The organism is Mycobacterium hippophais, from assembly GCF_027529605.1.
GTDB classification, from domain to species: Bacteria; Actinomycetota; Actinomycetes; order Mycobacteriales; family Mycobacteriaceae; genus Mycobacterium; species Mycobacterium arseniciresistens.
Map to the genome: position 1 here is coordinate 152,061 of NZ_JAPZPY010000010.1, position 17,234 is coordinate 169,294.

The window sequence follows — 17,234 nt, forward strand, 5'->3', positions numbered from 1 at the left end:
TTCGACTCTCGTGGCCACCACCGCTGACCTGCTGCCCGAAGCCGTCGATGCCGTGGTCGTCGGCGCCGGCTTCGCCGGCCTCTACGCTCTCCACAAGCTACGGGAACAGGGTCTGACGGTCCGGGTTTTCGAGGCGGCGCCCGACGTCGGAGGTACCTGGTACTACAACCGCTATCCCGGTGCGCGATGCGACGTCGAGAGCGTCGACTACTGCTACTCGTTCTCCGAGGATCTCCAGCAGGAGTGGACGTGGACTGAAAAGTATGCGACCCAGGCCGAGATCCTGCGCTACATCAACTGGGTCGCCGACAAGCTGGATCTGCGCCGAGGCATCACGTTCAACACCAGGGTCGCCTCGGCCGTCCTCGACGAGGACTCGCTGCGGTGGACGGTCACGACGGACACCGGCGCTGTGATCTTCGCCCGGTTCTGTCTCATGGCCACCGGCCCGCTGTCGGCGGCGCTCACTCCGCAGTTCGACGGACTGGACACATTCAGCGGCAAGATCTACCACACCGCCGACTGGCCGCACGAAGGAGTCGACTTCACCGGTCGGCGAGTGGCGGTAATCGGAACCGGATCATCCGGGGTGCAGTCCATCCCGATCATTGCCGACCAGGCCGAACAGCTCTACGTGTTCCAACGGACGCCCAATTACAGCGTGCCGGCCGGTAATCGCCCGCTCAGTGCCGAGGACGTCGCTCAGGTCAAGGCCACCTATGCCGAACGGCGCCGGCTCTCCTGGCAGAGCGGCGGCGGCTCCCCGCACATCGCGCACCCGAAACTCACCATGGAGGTGTCCGACGAGGAGCGCAGGGCCGCTTTCGAGAAGCGCTGGCAGCTCGGTGGAGTGTTGTTCTCCAAGACTTTCCGGGACCAAATGATCGACTCGGCGGCCAACGAGGAAGCCCGTAAGTTCTACGAGGAGAAGGTCAGGGCCGTCATCGAGGACCCCGAGGTCGCCGACCTGCTCATCCCCTCCGATCACCCGATCGGCACCAAACGAATCTGTACCGACACCAACTACTTCCAAACCTTCAACCGCCCTAACGTGGAACTGGTCAGCGTCCGCAGAACCCCGATCACCTCGATCGACGCGGACGGGATCAGCACCTCTGACGCGCACTACGACGTCGACACCATCGTGCTGGCCACCGGTTTCGACGCGATGACCGGTGCACTCGGAAAGATGCAGATCGTTGGGCGCGGCGGTAAGACGCTCAATGATGACTGGCGCAACGGGCCACGCACATACCTCGGCCTCGGAGTCGACGGCTACCCGAACCTGTTCGTCGTCTCCGGGCCAGGGGCGCCGGCCGTGCTGGCCAACATGGTCTTGCACGCCGAAGCACATGTGAACTGGATCGCCGACTGTATCCGCCACCTCGACGATCACGGGTACGCGGCCATCGAGGCGACGAAGGAAGCCGTTGACGGCTGGGGTATGGAGCTGGCCCGCCGCGCGGAGGCCACGCTGTTCACCAAGGCCAACTCCTGGTACATGGGCGCCAACGTGCCCGGGAAGCCGCGGGTGTTCATGCTGTTCATCGGCGGATTCGGTGTCTACCTTGACATCTGCGCGGAGGTCGCCGACGCCGGATACAAAGGATTCGCCCTGCTGAAGTCCGGATGAGTTCGACCTCCGGTCCGCGAGCAGACGCAGATTCGCATGCTGCGAGAGGCAACCACGCGATTCTGTGTCTGCTCGCGCGGAAATCGCGCTACTCGCGCAGCAGGAACGACCTGACCGTGGCCTCGAATGCCGCCTTCGCCTCGATCATCGCCCAGTGGCCGCAATTGGGAAACACATGCAGTTCGGCGTTCGGGATCGTGCGCATCGGGATCAGCGCCATGTCCAGTGGGCTGACCCGGTCGTCACGGCCCCACGTCAGCAGCGTGGGCGCAGCCACCTTGTGCATCTGCGCCCACGGCAACGGCACATCGGAACTGCGCATGAACGCCATCATCTGGGCGAACGCCGCCTTTCCGTACATCCGTCGCGCTGCGGCCAGCGTGTCGGAATCGGTCGCCAGTTGCCAGCGCTCCTCGATCAGTTCGTCGGTCACCAATTCGGGGTCGTACACCATCGAATACAGCCAGTCGACGAGCCGTTGACGAGTGGGGTCCTCGGTGAACTCCTGCAGCAGCCTGATGCCCTCACTGGGGCCGGGGCTGAAGACGTTCGTCCCGATACCGCCGATCGTGACCAGGCGCCGAAGGCGGTCCGGATGGTGGGTGGCGAAATTGATTCCAACCCCGCCGCCCATCGAGTTGCCCACGATGTCGACGTGGTCCACCTCGAGTGCGTCGAGGAAGGGCGCGACGACACCCTGTGCGGTGACCATCGGATGCCCGCCCTGGTCATCGCTCACGCCGAAGCCGGGGAATTCGAGCACGAGGCAACGAAAGTCGCTGTTGAATGCGGGAAGGATGCCGCGGAAGTTGCGCCACCCCGTGACGCCCGGCCCGGAACCGTGCAAGAACAGCAGCGGCGAGCCGGTACCGGTGTCGTAGTAGCGCAGCGTTCCGGCCGGCGTCGACACTTCCTGAAGAGGGATCTCGAGATCGGTGGTCATGGCTCAAGCCTTTCATCGGCCGCTGATGTGAGGTAGGCGACTTCCGGTCAGCGGACGCCGTGTCTGACGTCGTGTTCGCGACGGTCCACGATGACATGGTGCTCGATGACCAGGACGTAGTGACTTACCGGGTGAGTGACCGTATCGCTGTCATCACGATGAACCGACCGCGGTACCGCAACGCACAGAACTCCGTCATGACCTACGCCTTGGATGCCGCCTTCCAGCGGGCCGTCGAGGACGACGACGTCGCCGTCATCGTGCTGGGCGGCGCGGGCGACCACTTCAGCGCCGGACACGACATCGGCACACCGGAGCGGGACCACCACGTCACCTACGACAACCGGGCGGTGTTGTGGTGGGACCACGTCGACAAGCCCGGGGGAGACCAGCGCTTCGCCCGCGAGATTGAGGTCTACGTCGGAATGTGCCGGCGCTGGCGGGAGATTCCGAAACCCATGATCGCCATGGTGCACGGGGCGTGTATCGCCGGCGGACTCATGCTCGCCTGGGTCTGCGACCTCATCATCGCCGCCGACGATGCCTTCTTCTCCGATCCCGTCGTTCGCATGGGGATTCCCGGCGTGGAGTACTTCGCGCACCCATGGGTGCTCGGACCGCGGTTCGCGAAGGAGTTCCTCTACACCGGTGACCGATTCGATGCTCGACGTGCCTACGAGGTCGGCATGGTCAATCGGATTGTGGCGAGGAACGCCCTAGAAAGCGCGACGTTCGAGCTCGCGTCGCGGATTGCGACGATGCCGCGGTTCGGGTTGGCCCTCACCAAGAAGGCGGTCAACCAATGTGAGGACCAGATGGGTCTGCGCAACGGAATCGACTCGGTGTTCGGGCTGCACCACTTCGCGCATGCTCACAATGCCGAAGTAGGACAGGGCTCACTCGGAGATATGGATGTCAAGGCGATGGCGGCACCTCGGGGCGCCAGGAATGTTCAACCGGGTAGGGAGAATTGATCCGGCGCCGGTGCGAGCAACGCTCCGGTCGAGGCGCTGATCGGGGTGTTCGCGCACAAGTTGCTGCACGCGCCGGCATCTAGACACCCGATCACGGGAACCGAACAGAAGGAAAGCTGTCGCCGCTGTCAGATCAGCTGAGCGCTCTGGCGATTCGTAGTAGACGTTGCCCTGCCTCGGCCGTCGTCGCGCGGCCCTGCACCAAGGCGAGCATGTTCGATACCCATACGTCGGCAACCAGGCCGGCGATCTCGGTCTGTTCCGCCGGTGCCGGACGAGGGCTGATGGCCGAGGTGAAGATGCGCGTCAAGGTGTCGCGAACCTGATCCACGTCTGATGCTGCCGAATTGTCGGACGAGAGGTACGCGCGCATCAACGCATCCGCGCAGAGCGGGTTACCCCACAGCCGCCGGGTGAGGACCTCCAGCACGTGGGACAGCTGACGTGACGGCTCGGTGACTGCTTGCCATCCGGATTCGGATGCCGGTTCGAAGGTGGTCAGCCAGCGATCGAGCGCCGCAACCAGCAGGTCGTCCTTCGACGTGAAGTGCTGGTACACCGTGTCGGTCGCTACCTTCGCGTCTTCGGCAACCGTTCGCATGTGGACGGCGTCGTAGCCCTCAGCGGCGAGCGCGAGTGCCGAGGCGACGATGCGCTCACGTCGGGGTCCCCGTTTCGACGGCACCGCCGGAAGCGCTTCCCTGTTGATTGCCACCTGGTCGGTCATCGGTTCTACCGATTGCCGGCGGCCGTCGATCAGACGAAGCTCTCTGGGAATGACGACACTCCTCCTAGCTTGTGGCGTTCCAGCCGCGCAGTGGCGTCGCACCTCGAGGCGGCGGTGATCTCTTGACGCTAAGGGGCGAGACGCTCTGACCGACTGTCGCCTTCCGGTCATCGGGATGTTGCCCGGGCTTCGAGTCAGTTTGCGTCGTTTGGCGGGTGATCTGAGGCGTTCGCCCAGCTCATCGCGTTTCAGCGTCTGGTTCGATTCCCGGCATCCCACAAACGACGCGGGCCAGGACGAAAAACCTGGCCCGCTGTACGAGTATTGGCCCGGTCCGTGGAGTTGGGCTGATCGCGATTCGCCCTACTCAACCGTGCCCGTGTACTTGCCGTTCTTGTACTGGTCGATGTGCAGCCCACCGCCGACGTCTGTATAGGTGCAATCCGAGTACCTGTTGCCGTCCGGTCCTACGCCCGTCTCGTACCTGCCTAGCGCGGACTTGCATTCGGACGTGATGGTGCCCTCGGGAAGTGCGCTGGCAAGCGGGCTTGCCCCGAACGCGATGCCGGTCATGAACGTAGCTGCGGCAACACCGAGACCGAGACACAGTCTCTGACCTGGTTCTGTTTCGGGCGTTCATGGTGTCGCCGACCCGGCGCCATCTCTTCAAGCGGCTATGAACCCGGTCCATACGGGCCGAAGAAATGGCATCCAACCGGGTTGGTCGCGCAATAGGAACCCGGTGCCGGTGCTGCGGGCGGTGGAGGTGGCGTCCGCCCGGGTGGGGAACCGATCCAAATATGGCTCTTCACCGGTTCGCCGGTGGGAATGTTCGTGATGGGGACGTTGCCTTCCCCGAAGGGGACGTACCAGAAGTCGTGGCAGACGTTCTCGTCCCAGTCGAAGTCCGCCAACGGCCCCAGCGGAACCGGTTGGCCTGGGCACCACCTGCCGGCGGGATTCTCGGCGGCGGCGATACCCGCGCCCAGTCCCAAACCGGCCGCCGCGACAGCACCCGAGATCAGCGCCCCGGCGACGGTGCGCGTCATCATCTTGCTGGTGTTCATGTCGTTTCCTTTGTCCGCCGCGGCCACCGGGCTGCGAATACCTTGCGTTTGCTGATATTTGACGCGTCAGATAATTGGTGCTGCTCGTGTGCTGTCATTAGACCCTGTCAACGTTGCTGGCGATCACAGTTTCGATAAATTGCGGGTGGCACACTTCGGCGGCCGGCCGGCATGCTGGTTCGTCCCGCGCGGCGCCGCCGGGGCCCGGTTCGACGTCACGGGGACATGTCCGAAGGCGCTCGGTGCGGCGCCATGGCACGGGCGGCCAACACGGCCGCAGCCCCAGAGAGGACGTGCCAGGCGCCGTGGAACTGCCAGAGGCTGTCGGGTCGGCAGAGCGGCGATCCCGAGCGTCCTGCGGCGTAGGCGGCCACTCCCAGCGCGAAGACCCCGGCCGCTCCCGCCCAGGCCGACCGCCATCCCGGCCGCCGGCTCCGGGCGAGAACGGCGGCGTACACCGCTGCCGCGGCGACGATCGGCCAGTCGTGCGCGGGCTCGGCCCAGGACGGCTGGGGCCCGTGGTAGGCGACGCTGCCTGCCCCGACCGCCACGAGCGCCGCTCCGGCAGCACCGGCGAGCGGCGCCCTCCACCGCACTGCCCAGCACAGCACGGTCATCCCGGCGGCGACGTACGCCAGGCTCGTGACGGCCAGGACGGGCTGCGCCAGCGCGGCGCCGAGGATGCGCTCGCAGTCCGTGTGACCGAAACTCGCAGGAGCGGTCAAGACCTGCATGGTCGATCCACCGTAGCGCGCCAGGCACCCGGCAGACTGGGGTTGGGTGACCGACCAGCCGACGGGATCGGACACGTCGAGTGACGCATAGGCGGTGCGTGTTTTGAGCCGAACGTGGTCAGGCCTCGCTGCGGCAGTGCTCGCCGGCGCGCTGCCGGCGCTTGCGTTCCCCGCGCTGTCGTGGTGGTGGCTGGCGTGGTTCGGCATCGTCCCGCTGCTGTTGGTGGTGCGTGCGGCGCCGACCGCCCGCGTGGCCGCTCTGCGGGCGTGCTGCGGTATGGCCGGCTACGTATCGGCCACCCAGTACTGGCTGCTGCCGAGTGCCGGTCCGCTGCTGATCGTCCTGGCCATCGGACTCGGCGCGTTGTGGCTGCCGTGGGGCTTGGCCGCGTATCTGCTTCTGCGCGAACCGATCACGACCCGCGGGACCCTCGCGGCCATGGTGGTGCTGCCGAGTGCATGGGTGATGGCCGAAGCGGTGCGATCCTGGCCGAGTCTCGGTGGTCCATGGGCATTGCTCGGCGCGTCGCAGTGGAATCAGCCGGCCACACTCGCCTCGGCCTCACTCGGCGGCGTGTGGCTCACCAGTTTCCTGATCGTCGGCGCGAACACCGCGATCGCCGGTGTGATCCTGCATCGGCGCGTGTCCGTCCGCGTCATCGCGGCAGCGGTGGCACTGGCGTGTGCGGGACTCGGCCCGGCGTGGTTCTGGCTGGGACCGGCTCCTGCGGCCGGGTCGACGGTACGGGTGGCGCTTGTTCAGCCGGGCGACATCGAGGACTCCGCCGCTCGTCAGGCGGCCGGCGAAGCGTTGACTGCGGCTCTCGCGGGCCGGCGTCTCGATGTGGTCGTCTGGGGCGAGAGCAGCGTCGGGGTTGATCTCACCGGAGAGCCGGAGGCCATGGCGCACCTCGCGGCATTGTCCCGACGGGTCGGCGCGGACCTGCTCGTCAACGTCGACGCCCGTGACCGCACGGGCGGGATCTCCAAGTCGTCGGTCCTCATCGGACCGAACGGATCGCGCGGCGCGTATTCGAAGACGCGGCTGGTGCCATTCGGCGAGTACGTGCCGCTGCGGCCATTGCTCGGTTGGGCGACCCGGCACACCGAGGCGGCGGCCGAGGACCGACGGCGCGGCAGTGGACAGGTCGTGTTGCACACCGGAGGGCCGGCGGGTGCTGACCCGGAAATGCCCGTCGGGGGGCTCGCGATCGGACCGCTGATCAGTTTCGAGACGACCTTCTCCGATCTTCCCCGCGGGGAGGTGCAGCGCGGCGCGCAGCTGCTGGTGTATCAGAGCTCCACCTCGACCTACCAGGGAACTTGGGCGCAGGCGCAGTTGGCCAGCCAGGCCGCGGTACACGCCGCGGAGGTGGGTCACCCGGCGGTTCACACCGGGTTGTCAGGAATCAGCACTGCCTTCGACGCACGAGGCCGACAACTCGCCTGGTACCCCGCCACCGAACGCGGCGCGATCGTGGTGGAGGTCCCGCTCGATTCACACACCACCGCATTCCAACGGTTCGGCAACTGGGTATTGGCGTTGGCGCTTTCCATCCTCGCCGGCGCCATCGGCATAGCGACCCTGCGGTCTAGGCGCTCAACACGCCGGGCGGGATGACCGGCTCCGAATCGATTCGGGGGCATGATTGATGGCTGATGAACCCTGTGACGGTGGATTGTTCGAGCCAGTCTTGATCAGCGGGCAGATTCGCGTCTCGCGGGGTCGAAATCCGCTGTGGAACAGACTGTTCCGGTTATCCGCCCGCCTTCGGAGATCATCGCCGGCGCCGACGCTGGACGGCGGGATGCCCTCCGAGCAACTGGCCCGGTTGATTGCGGACTTGGTCGACGAGCACTTGGAACTCGCCCCCATTCGGGCCGCCTACGCCGATGGGCGTGACACGCCGCCGTGTGATCCGCGTCTGCTGTTGGGCGTCCTGCTCTATGGCTACGCCACCGGGGTGCGCTCGTCGCGGCTGATCGAACGCAAGTGTGTCGATGACGCGTGTTTCCGGTGGCTGGCCGCAGGGCAGATCCTGGACCATCGAGAGATCGCACGGTTCCGTAGGCGGCACTTGTCTGCGCTGAAGCCGCTTTTCGTGCAGGCGTTGGTGTTGTGCCGGGCAGCGGGTGTGCTCCGGCTGGGCCGGATCGCGCTGAACGGGACGACGAACAGCCTGGCCGAGAAGGTCGCGACCCTGCTGGCCGACGCCGAACGCACCGACACGGCCGAGGACGCGACGTGGAGTGCAGCGCAGATCACGGCCACTGGAACATCGAAGGTGCAACGTGCGCTGGTCGGCGCACTCTTGTCGGCGTTGATGTTCGCGGGCGGCTCCGCCGTGGCGGTGCACAAGCGCGTCACGCTGTCGGTTGACGACGGGTCGACGACGGTATCGACGATGAAGTCGCGCGTGATCGACGTGGTGCGGGAAAACGGCTTCGCCGTTGGCGAGCACGACGAGCTCCAGCCAGGCGCCGATCAGCGGATCCATCAGTCCGACACCATCGTGCTGCGACGTGGTCGCCCGCTGCAGGTGTCGATCGACGGTCAACCAGACAAGCAGGTGTGGACGACCGCCTTGACGGTTGATGAGGCACTCGAGCAGCTGTCGATGAGCGACCATGCGCCCGTTGCGGCGTCTCGTGCCGGCCGTTTGCCGTTGGCCGGCATGGCGTTGCCGTTGGTGAGCCCGAAACAGGTGCACATCATCGACGGCGGCATGGCCGGCGATCGACGCCTGGCGGCAACCACCGTGGGGCATCTGCTGACAGCCGCCGGCGCGCCGCTCCAGCAGGACGACAAGGTGGTGCCCCCGGCGTCTACGCCGGTCAGCGCGGGCATGCGGATCGTGGTGACCCGCATCAGGACCCACGAGGTCGCCGCGCGCACGGCCCTGCAGGCGCCGCTGCGGCGCATCCACGACCCGACGATGAACCTCAGCCGCCGCGTCGTCGAGCACCGCGGAAGGCCTGGCACCCAGGAGGTCACCTTTGCCGTCTCGACGGTCAACGGGCGCGAGGTCGGCCGACGACTGGTCGCTCACAATGTCGTGACACCCGCCCTGGCGCAGGTACAGCGGGTGGGTGCCAAGCCGGGCACCCAGGTGCCGCCGGTGAGCAACAGCGCCACATGGGACGCGCTCGCCTCGTGCGAATCTAGCGGCAACTGGGCCATCAACACCGGCAACGGCTTCTACGGTGGTGTGCAGTTCACACAGAGCACCTGGGTGGGCCACGGTGGACTGCGATATGCGCCGCGGGCCGACCTGGCCACTCGAGAAGAGCAGATCGCGATCGCCGAGGTCACTCGTGCGAACCAGGGCTGGGGCGCCTGGCCGGTATGCAGCACCAGAGTGCGACGCTGACCATTTAGACGGCCCATCCGGCTACTCCAGATCCGACGGCATGGAACTCAGGCGGGTCCACAGATGGGGGACCGGACGGACGCCGAGCCGGCTGACCACCATCTGCGCGGCCTGGCTCACTCCTTCGGTGAACGTGGGGAAGGCGAACTGCAGTTCGGCGACGTCCTCGACCCGCATCCCCGCCGCCATGCAGGCCGCCACCATCTGAATGACCTCGGCGGAGTACTCGCCGAGCACGTGCGCGCCGACGATGTGCCGACGCGAGGTCTCGACGATCAACTTGCAGAACCCTTCCGGGTGTCCATCGGCGACGGGCCGCAGCATGTCCTCGTAACGGGCCACGGCGACGGTGCAGTCATAGCGCGCACGGGCCTGCTCCTCGGTGAGCCCGACGCTGCCGTATTCGGGATTGGTGAAACTGCCGCCGGGAACGATCTCGTGCACCACCTTGCGACGCCGGCCGAGCACCGCGTTCTCTGCCGCGACACGGCCTTCGAGGGTGGCGCTGCTGATCACCATGCTGTTCCCGTCGACATCACCGGCGGCGAAGATGTGCGGCACGTTCGTGGCCGTGTGCTCGTCGACCACCACGTAGCCGCGCTCGGTGACCAGACCGGCCGCGGCGGCGTCGACGACATCGGCGTTGCCGGGCCATCCGACCGCGAAGAACGCCGCGTCCACGTCGACCGTGCCCTCCTCGTCGCCGACGCGGTAGAGAACGCGCACACCGGAAGCGAGCGCGTCGATCCGGTGCACGGCAGCGCCGGTGACGACGCTGATGCCACGGCCGCGAAAAGCGTGGTCCAGCGCGGCCGAGACGTCGGCATCAGATCGCGGCACGATGCGGGGCGCGAACTCGACGAGCGTGACGACAGAGCCGAAGTCGGCGAGGATCGACGTGAGCTGGCAGCCGGTATCGGCGGCTCCGATGACGCAAACCCGATCGGGCAGGGCGGTCAGGCTGCGGACGTCCTCATAGGTCAGGCCGAGTTCGGCTCCGGGAATCGGCAGTCGCCCCGCCCTGCCCCCGACGGCGATGATCACCCGATCGGCGGTCCATCTGCGCCCGTCGGCCGCGGCGACGGTGTTGGCGTCGACGAATCGGGCGTCGCCGGCCTCCTCGACGAGATCGACTCCGGCGGAGCGGATGTGGTCTGCGAGCCGTTTGCGCTCGTACAGATAGTCGGCCACCCGCTGCGCGTTGCCGAGGGTCGCGGCGAGGTCGACCTCGGGTCGCGGCCCGTGCAGACCGAACCTCTCCCAGGAACTCCAGTCCCGCACCAGCCTTGCGGCGCGAGCCAGGGTGCGCACCGGTGCCGGACCGCTGTTCAGTGCGGTTCCACCGACTCGCCCCCGCTCGATGAGCGTGACCTCCGCGCCGAGCCCGGCGGCGTGCAATGCGGCGGACACACCGGCGGGGCCACCTCCGATGACGACAACACGCATGTCGACCAAACCTCTCCGCGGACGTGGGTGCATCGGCAGGACCCGATGCCGTCCCTGAATAGTGACGGTGTCACCGCAGATTCGCGGGCTTTGGCGTCGAACAGCCCCGTACGCTTCGGGCGTGACCATCAGTGACGCGGAGACAGCCCAGGGACGAGGACGCCTCGTCGGGAAGTCCGCGGTGATCACCGGCGCGGCATTCGGCATCGGTCGGGCGACCGCCGAGCTGTTCGCGCGCGAGGGCGCGCGCCTGATCGTGACCGACGTTCAGGGCGAGCCGTTGCTGGCGTTCGCCGACGAACTGCGGCACGCCGGCGCGGAAGTCGAGACGGTCATCGGCGACGTCTCGATCGAGCAGGACGCCCGGCGGATGATCGAGGCGGCGGCCGAGCGCTTCGGGCGGCTCGATGTGCTGGTGGCGAACGCCGGCGTCATCCCGCTCGGCGACGTGCTGGAGATGACGGCCGCCGACTGGGACGACGTGATGGCCATCGACGGCCGCGGCATGTTCCTCACCTGCAAGTTCGCGATCGAGGCGATGCTGCCGACCGGTGGCGGCGCCATCGTCTGCCTCTCCTCGATCTCCGGACTGGCCGGACAGAAGCGGCAGGCGGCCTACGGGCCCGCCAAGTTCGTCGCCACCGGCCTGACCAAACACCTGGCGGTCGAATGGGCGGACCGGGGGATCAGAGTCAACGCCGTGGCCCCCGGAACGATCCGGACCGACGCTGTCAGGCGGATTCCGGACGAGCCGGGTGGCGCGGAGTATCTGGCGGCGATCGAACGCATGCACCCGATGGGCCGTCTCGGCGAACCGGGCGAAGTCGCAAGCGCCATCGTCTTTCTCGCGTCCGACGACGCCTCGTTCATCACTGGCGCGGTACTGCCCGTCGACGGCGGATACCTGGCGCAGTAGCCACCGCCATTACCTCTCATGTAATGGCGCGGCGCACCACGATCAGCGACACTGCCCTTGTGCAGGACAACGCGAAGCAAGAGGGTGACATGCCGATGACCACGAAGCCACCGGTTCTGTTGTTGCACGGCGTATTCGGCAAGCCGGCGCTGATGCGACCGTGGGTCGACGTCCTGCAGTCCGCCGGTTACCGCGTGATCACGCCGACGCTGCCCGGACGAGACCCCTCCGACGACGCGACCTTGACACGGACGGGCATCCCGGAATGCTTCGCGGTCGCTTCGGCGGCCTACGACGCGCTCGGCGAACCGACCATCGTCATCGGTCACAGCATGGGCGGCCTCCTCGCTCAGAAGATCGCCGCGGAGCGCGAACCCGTCGCGCTCGTGCTCCTCGCATCCGTGCCGCCTGGGATCCTGTGGACTCAGCCGCGGATGACGCCGTATCTGATGCCGATCCTTCCGGCATTGCTGCGTGGCCGCCCGTTCCTGCCCAGTCCGCGCACGATGCGCAACGTGCCGCTGGTGACGCTTCCGCCGGCCGAGCAGGAACAGCTCATCCCCGAGCTGGTTCGCGACTCCGGACGCGTTTTCCGTCAGATGTCGCTCGGGGCGGCCCCGACCCGGGTGAGGGCGGCGGATGTCACGTGTCCTGTGTTGTGCGTCAGCGGCGGCGCCGACCGCAACGTCGCGTCATGGATCTCGCGCCGGATCGCGAAGCGCTACGGCGCCGAGCATCAGGTGCATCCTGACCTGCCGCACTGGATCGTGGCCGCGTCGGCGGTCGACCGGGTCGCGCCACCGGTTCTTCGCTGGCTGACGGACGCAGGGGTGTGAGCAATTGCCCCTCGGTGTCGGCGACGGCTGCGGAATCGCGGCTCAGCAGCAGAGATCATCGGGATGATATTCGCCCGTGTCTATCCTGGCAAAGGGCTGGCCGGTACGTTGGTGATCTATGTCCGACCCGCTGCCCCCGTCGATGCTCGCGCCAGGGGCCGACGGGAAGCTGCTGCGGTCGGGTGAGCACTGGTACCGGCAACTGATCGAGCAGAGCCCCGACGGAATCTGCGTGACAGCAGCCGCGCGCGTCATCTACGTCAACCCGGCCGGTGTGCGACTGATGGGAGCCGACACGAGCGCCGAGCTCGTGGGCCGCCCGATCAGCGACTTCGTCACGGCCGAGTCGCTGGTCCCGATGCTCGCCGATCTTGCCGGCGTCGTGAACCCCGGCGACTGCTCGCCGCACCTTGCGGCCGAGTTGAAGCGCAGCGACGGCACCACGCTCGCGGTCGAGGTCGTCGCGGTAAGGCTGGGGTCGGATGACGCCGACGCATGGCAGATCATCACCCGGGACGTGAGTGTGCGGCACGCCGCCGAGGCGGCGCTCAGGAAACAGGCCGCACTCGTCAACCATGTCAGCGACGCCATCATCGGCACCACCGCAGACGGCGCGGTGACCAGCTGGAATCCGGCGGCCGAGGCCATCTACGGGCGCTCCGCGGCCGACGCGGTGGGACTGCCCGTCGCCGTCGCGGTCGGCGCAGATCTCAGGCCCGCCTGGATCGTCGCGTCCGGCGGCGTCGTCCAGGCTCAACACTGCTCGGCCGAGGGCCACCTCCTCGATGTGCGGGTCTCCGCCGCGACGATGGCCGAGGGATACGTCCTGGTGTGCTGCGACCTGACCGCACTGCACCGCGCGGAACAGCACTTCGAAGCCGTCGTCACGTCGATGATCGAAGGCCTGATCGTTACCGACAAGGACGGCACCATCAAGTCCATCAACCCCGCCGGCCTGCGGATCCTGGGTGCACCCGAGGGAACGAACCTCGTGGGTGTCGATTTCTTCGACGTGACCGAGAGACACCCGTTTTACGACGAGGGCGGCGCGCCCATCGCGCCAGAGGACCGTCCGGCTCTCGCGGTACTCCGTACAGGTATGTCGTTCGACAACCGGGTGTACGGGTGGGACCGCCCGCAGGGCAGGGGGTGGATCCTGTCGAGCTGCCGGCTGCTCGATCCCGACAAGCCGGGGCGCTCGGACATGCTCATCACCTTCACCGATGTCACTGCGCAACGTGCCGAGGCCGAGGAGATGAAATTTCTCGCCACTCACGACGGTCTGACGTCTCTGCCCAACCGCGCCGCGGTGCTCCTGCGCATCAATGACGCTCTGAGCGGGGACTCGGGCGACTTCCGGTTGCGGGCCGTGCTCTTCATCGACGTCGATCACCTGAAGACGACGAATGACACGCACGGTCACGAGGCCGGAGATCAGGTGCTACGCACCACCGCAGAACGGCTGCGCCGCACCGTCGCTCCCGACGACGTCGTCGGACGTTGGGGCGGTGATGAATTCGTGGTTTTGGTATGTCGGGCTGCGACGTCCGCCGATCTCGACGACCTGGTGAACCGTCTGCACGCGGCGCTCGCCGTCCCCGCCGGGCAGGGCCCGATCGGCGCCAGCATCGGTGTGGTCGAGGTCGGCCGATCGGATCGGCGAACGGCCGACCAGCTTCTGCGCGACGCCGACCAGGCGATGTACGAGGCCAAACGCACGCGGGGCCGACGGAGTCAGTGACGCGGCGCCGGCAGCAGGTGGCGGCTCGAGGGCAGGAGTCCGCGTAGCCTGGTCGCATTCCTATCCAGACCTGTGCCGGCGGCCCCCTGCGAATAGCTGTGCTCTCGCCCATCGCCTGGCGGACGCCCCCTCGTCACTACGGGCCATGGGAGCAGTTCGCCTCGCTGCTCACCGAAGGACTCGTCGCGGCCGGCCACGAGGTGACGCTGTTCGCCACCGCAGACTCGATAACGACGGCGCATCTGCATGCCACCGTGCGATCCGGCTGGTCCGAAGATGCGACGATCGAACCCAAGGTCGCAGAGTGCCTGCACATCGCCTCGGTGTTCGAGCGGGCAGACCAGTTCGACATCATCCACAACGGGTTCGACTTCTTGCCGCTGACCTACAGTGACCTCGTCGCGACACCGGTGATCACCACCGTCCACGGGTTCTCCTCGCACCAGATCGTCCCCGTGTACGAGCGCTACGACCGCACCACCGCCTACGTGTCGATCAGCGACGCCGATCGACACCCGGACCTGCGCTACGCCGCCACCATCCATCACGGCATCGACATCGACGCGTTCGCGGTGCACCCGAGCCCCGGCGAGCACCTGCTGTTCTTCGGGCGGATCCACCCCGACAAGGGCACCGCGCACGCGATAGAGGTCGCCCGCCGGTGTGGCCGCCGGCTCGACATCGCCGGAATCATCCAGGATGAGCGGTACTTTCGTGACGAGGTCGCGCCGCACATAGACGGTGAGCGTGTGCGTTACCTCGGTGCTGTCGATGCATCCGAGCGCGCCGACGTGCTGGGAGGGGCGCATGCCCTGCTCCACCTGATCGACTTCGACGAGCCGTTCGGTTACAGCGTCGTCGAGTCGATGGCCTGTGGCACACCGGTCATCGCGAATTCGAGGGGGTCGATGGGCGAGCTGATCGTCGACGGTGTCACCGGCTTCCTGGTCGACGACATCGATTCGGCGGTGACCGCGGTGGCGGCCGCAGGTGGGCTCGATCGGCACGGAATCGCCAGCCACGCAGCGCAGCATTTCACGGTCACTGCCATGGTCGACAAGTATGTATCGTTGTACCGCAACGTGATCGGCGAACGGCCGTGACGTCAGCCGCGTGGTGGAAGTCCGCTGTCGTCTACCAGATCTACCCTCGCAGCTTCGTCGACTCCAACGGTGACGGGATGGGCGATCTGGTCGGCATCCTCGCCCGGCTCGACTATCTGCGGAAGCTCGGGGTGGACGTGATCTGGCTGTCGCCGGTATACCGTTCGCCGCAGGCGGACAACGGCTACGACATCAGCGACTACCTCGACATCGATCCGATGTTCGGCACGCTCGCCGATTTCGACACCCTGCTGGCCGAGGTGCACGAACGCGGCATGAAGCTGGTGATGGATCTGGTGGTCAACCACACCTCCGACGAGCACCCCTGGTTCGTCGAGTCCCGGTCGTCACGCAACCACCCGAAGCGGGATTGGTACGTGTGGAGGCAGCCTCGTGACGGCAGAGAACCCAACAACTGGGCGTCGGTCTTCGGAGGTTCGGCGTGGGAGCTGGACGAGGCCACCGGCGAGTACTACCTGCATCTGTTCGACCGAAGGCAACCCGACCTCAACTGGGAGAACCCCGAAGTTCGGCGTGCTGTTCACGAGGTCATGGGCTGGTGGCTCGACCGTGGAGTCGACGGCTTCCGCATGGATGTGATCAATTTCATCTCCAAGGCCGACGGACTGCCCGACGCCGCAACGGAGCCGGGGCGCACATTCGCAAGTGCCATCGACCTCTTCGCCAACGGGCCGCACGTGCACGACTACCTCACCGAGATGAACCGCGAGGTCTTCGGAAGCCGCGACGGCGAGTTCCTCACTGTCGGAGAGATGCCCGCCGTGACGCCGGAACAAGCGCGGCTGTACACCGATCCGGCACGCGGCGAGCTCGACATGGTCTTCCAGTTCGAGCACATGTCGGTTGACCAGAGCCCCTCGGACAAGTTCGACTACATCGGTCTCGACCTCGTCGTCCTGAAGCGATCGCTGCATCGATGGCAGGCGGCCTTGGCCGAAACAGGCTGGAACAGTCTGTACTGGAACAACCACGACCAGCCGCGCGTCGTGTCCCGGTTCGGCGACGACCACCCGGACCACTGGGCCGCATCGGCCAAGGCGCTCGCGACCGTTCTGCACGGGATGCGGGGCACCCCCTTCGTCTACCAGGGCGAGGAACTCGGGATGACGAACTATCCGTTCCGAACGGCGAAGGACCACAAAGACATCGAGGCCGTCAACTATCTGAGGAGTGTGCTCGAACTCGGCAACGACGAGGCGGTTGCGCTTGCCGGTATGGCCGAGATCAGCCGTGACAACGCCCGGACGCCGATGCAGTGGAACGCAGATCGCAACGCCGGATTCAGCGACGGTGATCCCTGGCTGCCGGTCAACCCCAACCACGTCTGGCTGAACGCCGAGAACCAGGTCGATTCGGCTGATTCGGTCTTCGCGCACTACCAGGCCCTCATTCGGCTTCGTCACGAGTCGGCCGTCCTGTTCGACGGCGACTTCACACCGCTGATGACGGAGGATCCGCAGATCTGGGCCTACACGAGAACCACCCCGGCGATGAGGATTCTCGTGATCGCGAACTGCGGGCGCGATCGGCGGACCGTCGATGTCGGTCGGGAATGGACTGCGGCCGAGCTGCTGCTCGGCAACATGCCGGACACCCCGGTCACCATGCTGTCGTCGTGCCTCGAACTCGCCGGCTGGGACGCGCGAATCTACTCGACCCATGTGACCTGACGGGCGACGGGCCATTCGGCCGCGTCGTGCGTGTGCGGGACCGGCGGTTTCC

Annotated in this window: 15 protein-coding genes and 1 pseudogene; 10 read left to right on the top strand and 6 right to left on the bottom strand. The window is 66.8% G+C overall.

The genetic code is table 11. The features are described 5' to 3' along the window. Window positions 1-10: 10 nt before the first annotated feature. On the top strand, window positions 11-1,633 hold the full coding sequence (locus O6P37_RS20520; RefSeq protein WP_269895808.1) for a flavin-containing monooxygenase: 1,623 nt from the start codon (window positions 11-13) through the stop codon (window positions 1,631-1,633). Between the two features lie 88 nt (window positions 1,634-1,721). On the opposite strand, the gene O6P37_RS20525 is transcribed toward O6P37_RS20520, so the two are convergent. Then, the gene (locus O6P37_RS20525; RefSeq protein WP_269895809.1) at window positions 1,722-2,576 is read right to left on the bottom strand and encodes an alpha/beta fold hydrolase; all 855 of its coding nucleotides are present in this window, start codon (window positions 2,574-2,576) and stop codon (window positions 1,722-1,724) included. 95 nt (window positions 2,577-2,671) lie between these two features. Here O6P37_RS20525 and O6P37_RS20530 point away from each other — a divergent pair, with 95 nt between their 5' ends. Continuing rightward, entirely contained in the window at window positions 2,672-3,550 is an 879-nt protein-coding gene (locus O6P37_RS20530; protein WP_269895880.1) for an enoyl-CoA hydratase, read from the top strand. A 133-nt stretch (window positions 3,551-3,683) separates the two neighbouring features. On the opposite strand, the gene O6P37_RS20535 is transcribed toward O6P37_RS20530, so the two are convergent. From O6P37_RS20535 to O6P37_RS20550, 4 genes are all read right to left on the bottom strand, one after another. Continuing rightward, on the bottom strand, window positions 3,684-4,277 hold the full coding sequence (locus tag O6P37_RS20535) for a TetR/AcrR family transcriptional regulator (RefSeq protein ID WP_269895810.1): 594 nt from the start codon (window positions 4,275-4,277) through the stop codon (window positions 3,684-3,686). Window positions 4,278-4,640: 363 nt separating this feature from the next. Next, window positions 4,641-4,850 carry a hypothetical protein gene (locus tag O6P37_RS20540; RefSeq protein ID WP_269895811.1) on the bottom strand — a complete coding sequence of 70 codons (210 nt, stop codon included), beginning with the start codon at window positions 4,848-4,850 and terminating at the stop codon, window positions 4,641-4,643. A gap of 101 nt (window positions 4,851-4,951) precedes the next feature. Then, window positions 4,952-5,371, bottom strand: a complete 420-nt coding sequence (locus tag O6P37_RS20545; protein ID WP_269895812.1) for a hypothetical protein — start codon at window positions 5,369-5,371, stop codon at window positions 4,952-4,954. Between the two features lie 188 nt (window positions 5,372-5,559). Further along, the gene (locus O6P37_RS20550) at window positions 5,560-6,078 is read right to left on the bottom strand and encodes a hypothetical protein (RefSeq protein ID WP_269895813.1); all 519 of its coding nucleotides are present in this window, start codon (window positions 6,076-6,078) and stop codon (window positions 5,560-5,562) included. A gap of 94 nt (window positions 6,079-6,172) precedes the next feature. Here O6P37_RS20550 and lnt point away from each other — a divergent pair, with 94 nt between their 5' ends. The 3 genes and pseudogenes from lnt (at window position 6,173) to O6P37_RS20565 (ending at window position 9,449) form a co-directional block, all read left to right on the top strand. Next, on the top strand, window positions 6,173-7,699 hold the full coding sequence (gene lnt, locus O6P37_RS20555; protein ID WP_408633215.1) for an apolipoprotein N-acyltransferase: 1,527 nt from the start codon (window positions 6,173-6,175) through the stop codon (window positions 7,697-7,699). A 187-nt stretch (window positions 7,700-7,886) separates the two neighbouring features. Beyond that, window positions 7,887-8,174, top strand: a pseudogene (locus tag O6P37_RS20560) (transposase); the annotation flags it as partial. A gap of 165 nt (window positions 8,175-8,339) precedes the next feature. Then, a complete protein-coding gene (locus O6P37_RS20565) occupies window positions 8,340-9,449 on the top strand; it encodes a transglycosylase family protein (protein ID WP_269895881.1) in 1,110 nt (369 codons plus the stop codon). A gap of 21 nt (window positions 9,450-9,470) precedes the next feature. On the opposite strand, the gene O6P37_RS20570 is transcribed toward O6P37_RS20565, so the two are convergent. Beyond that, window positions 9,471-10,895, bottom strand: a complete 1,425-nt coding sequence (locus tag O6P37_RS20570) for a dihydrolipoyl dehydrogenase family protein (RefSeq protein WP_269895815.1) — start codon at window positions 10,893-10,895, stop codon at window positions 9,471-9,473. Window positions 10,896-11,016: 121 nt separating this feature from the next. Here O6P37_RS20570 and O6P37_RS20575 point away from each other — a divergent pair, with 121 nt between their 5' ends. The 5 genes from O6P37_RS20575 (at window position 11,017) to O6P37_RS20595 (ending at window position 17,182) form a co-directional block, all read left to right on the top strand. Further along, window positions 11,017-11,811: an SDR family NAD(P)-dependent oxidoreductase gene (locus O6P37_RS20575; protein WP_269895882.1), complete on the top strand. Its 795-nt coding sequence runs from the start codon at window positions 11,017-11,019 to the stop codon at window positions 11,809-11,811. A 95-nt stretch (window positions 11,812-11,906) separates the two neighbouring features. Further along, window positions 11,907-12,647 (top strand): alpha/beta hydrolase, encoded by a 741-nt coding sequence (locus O6P37_RS20580; protein WP_269895816.1) that lies wholly within the window; start codon window positions 11,907-11,909, stop codon window positions 12,645-12,647. Between the two features lie 118 nt (window positions 12,648-12,765). Next, the gene (locus tag O6P37_RS20585) at window positions 12,766-14,388 is read left to right on the top strand and encodes a sensor domain-containing protein (RefSeq protein WP_269895817.1); all 1,623 of its coding nucleotides are present in this window, start codon (window positions 12,766-12,768) and stop codon (window positions 14,386-14,388) included. A 98-nt stretch (window positions 14,389-14,486) separates the two neighbouring features. Further along, window positions 14,487-15,491, top strand: a complete 1,005-nt coding sequence (locus O6P37_RS20590) for a glycosyltransferase family 4 protein (protein ID WP_269895818.1) — start codon at window positions 14,487-14,489, stop codon at window positions 15,489-15,491. Further along, complete coding sequence (locus O6P37_RS20595) at window positions 15,488-17,182, top strand: glycoside hydrolase family 13 protein (RefSeq protein WP_269895819.1); 1,695 nt, start codon at window positions 15,488-15,490, stop codon at window positions 17,180-17,182. The genes O6P37_RS20590 and O6P37_RS20595 overlap by 4 nt, the downstream gene beginning before the upstream one ends. The last annotated feature ends 52 nt before the right edge of the window (window positions 17,183-17,234 follow it).

Coding starts and splice junctions, on each gene's coding strand:
- O6P37_RS20540 (WP_269895811.1), bottom strand. CDS start 4,850: ATGACCGGCATCGCGTTCGGGGCAAGCCCGCTTGCCAGCGCACTTCCC.
- O6P37_RS20580 (WP_269895816.1), top strand. CDS start 11,907: ATGACCACGAAGCCACCGGTTCTGTTGTTGCACGGCGTATTCGGCAAG.
- O6P37_RS20570 (WP_269895815.1), bottom strand. CDS start 10,895: ATGCGTGTTGTCGTCATCGGAGGTGGCCCCGCCGGTGTGTCCGCCGCA.
- O6P37_RS20535 (WP_269895810.1), bottom strand. CDS start 4,277: ATGACCGACCAGGTGGCAATCAACAGGGAAGCGCTTCCGGCGGTGCCG.
- O6P37_RS20525 (WP_269895809.1), bottom strand. CDS start 2,576: ATGACCACCGATCTCGAGATCCCTCTTCAGGAAGTGTCGACGCCGGCC.
- O6P37_RS20530 (WP_269895880.1), top strand. CDS start 2,672: ATGGTGCTCGATGACCAGGACGTAGTGACTTACCGGGTGAGTGACCGT.
- O6P37_RS20585 (WP_269895817.1), top strand. CDS start 12,766: ATGTCCGACCCGCTGCCCCCGTCGATGCTCGCGCCAGGGGCCGACGGG.
- O6P37_RS20550 (WP_269895813.1), bottom strand. CDS start 6,078: ATGCAGGTCTTGACCGCTCCTGCGAGTTTCGGTCACACGGACTGCGAG.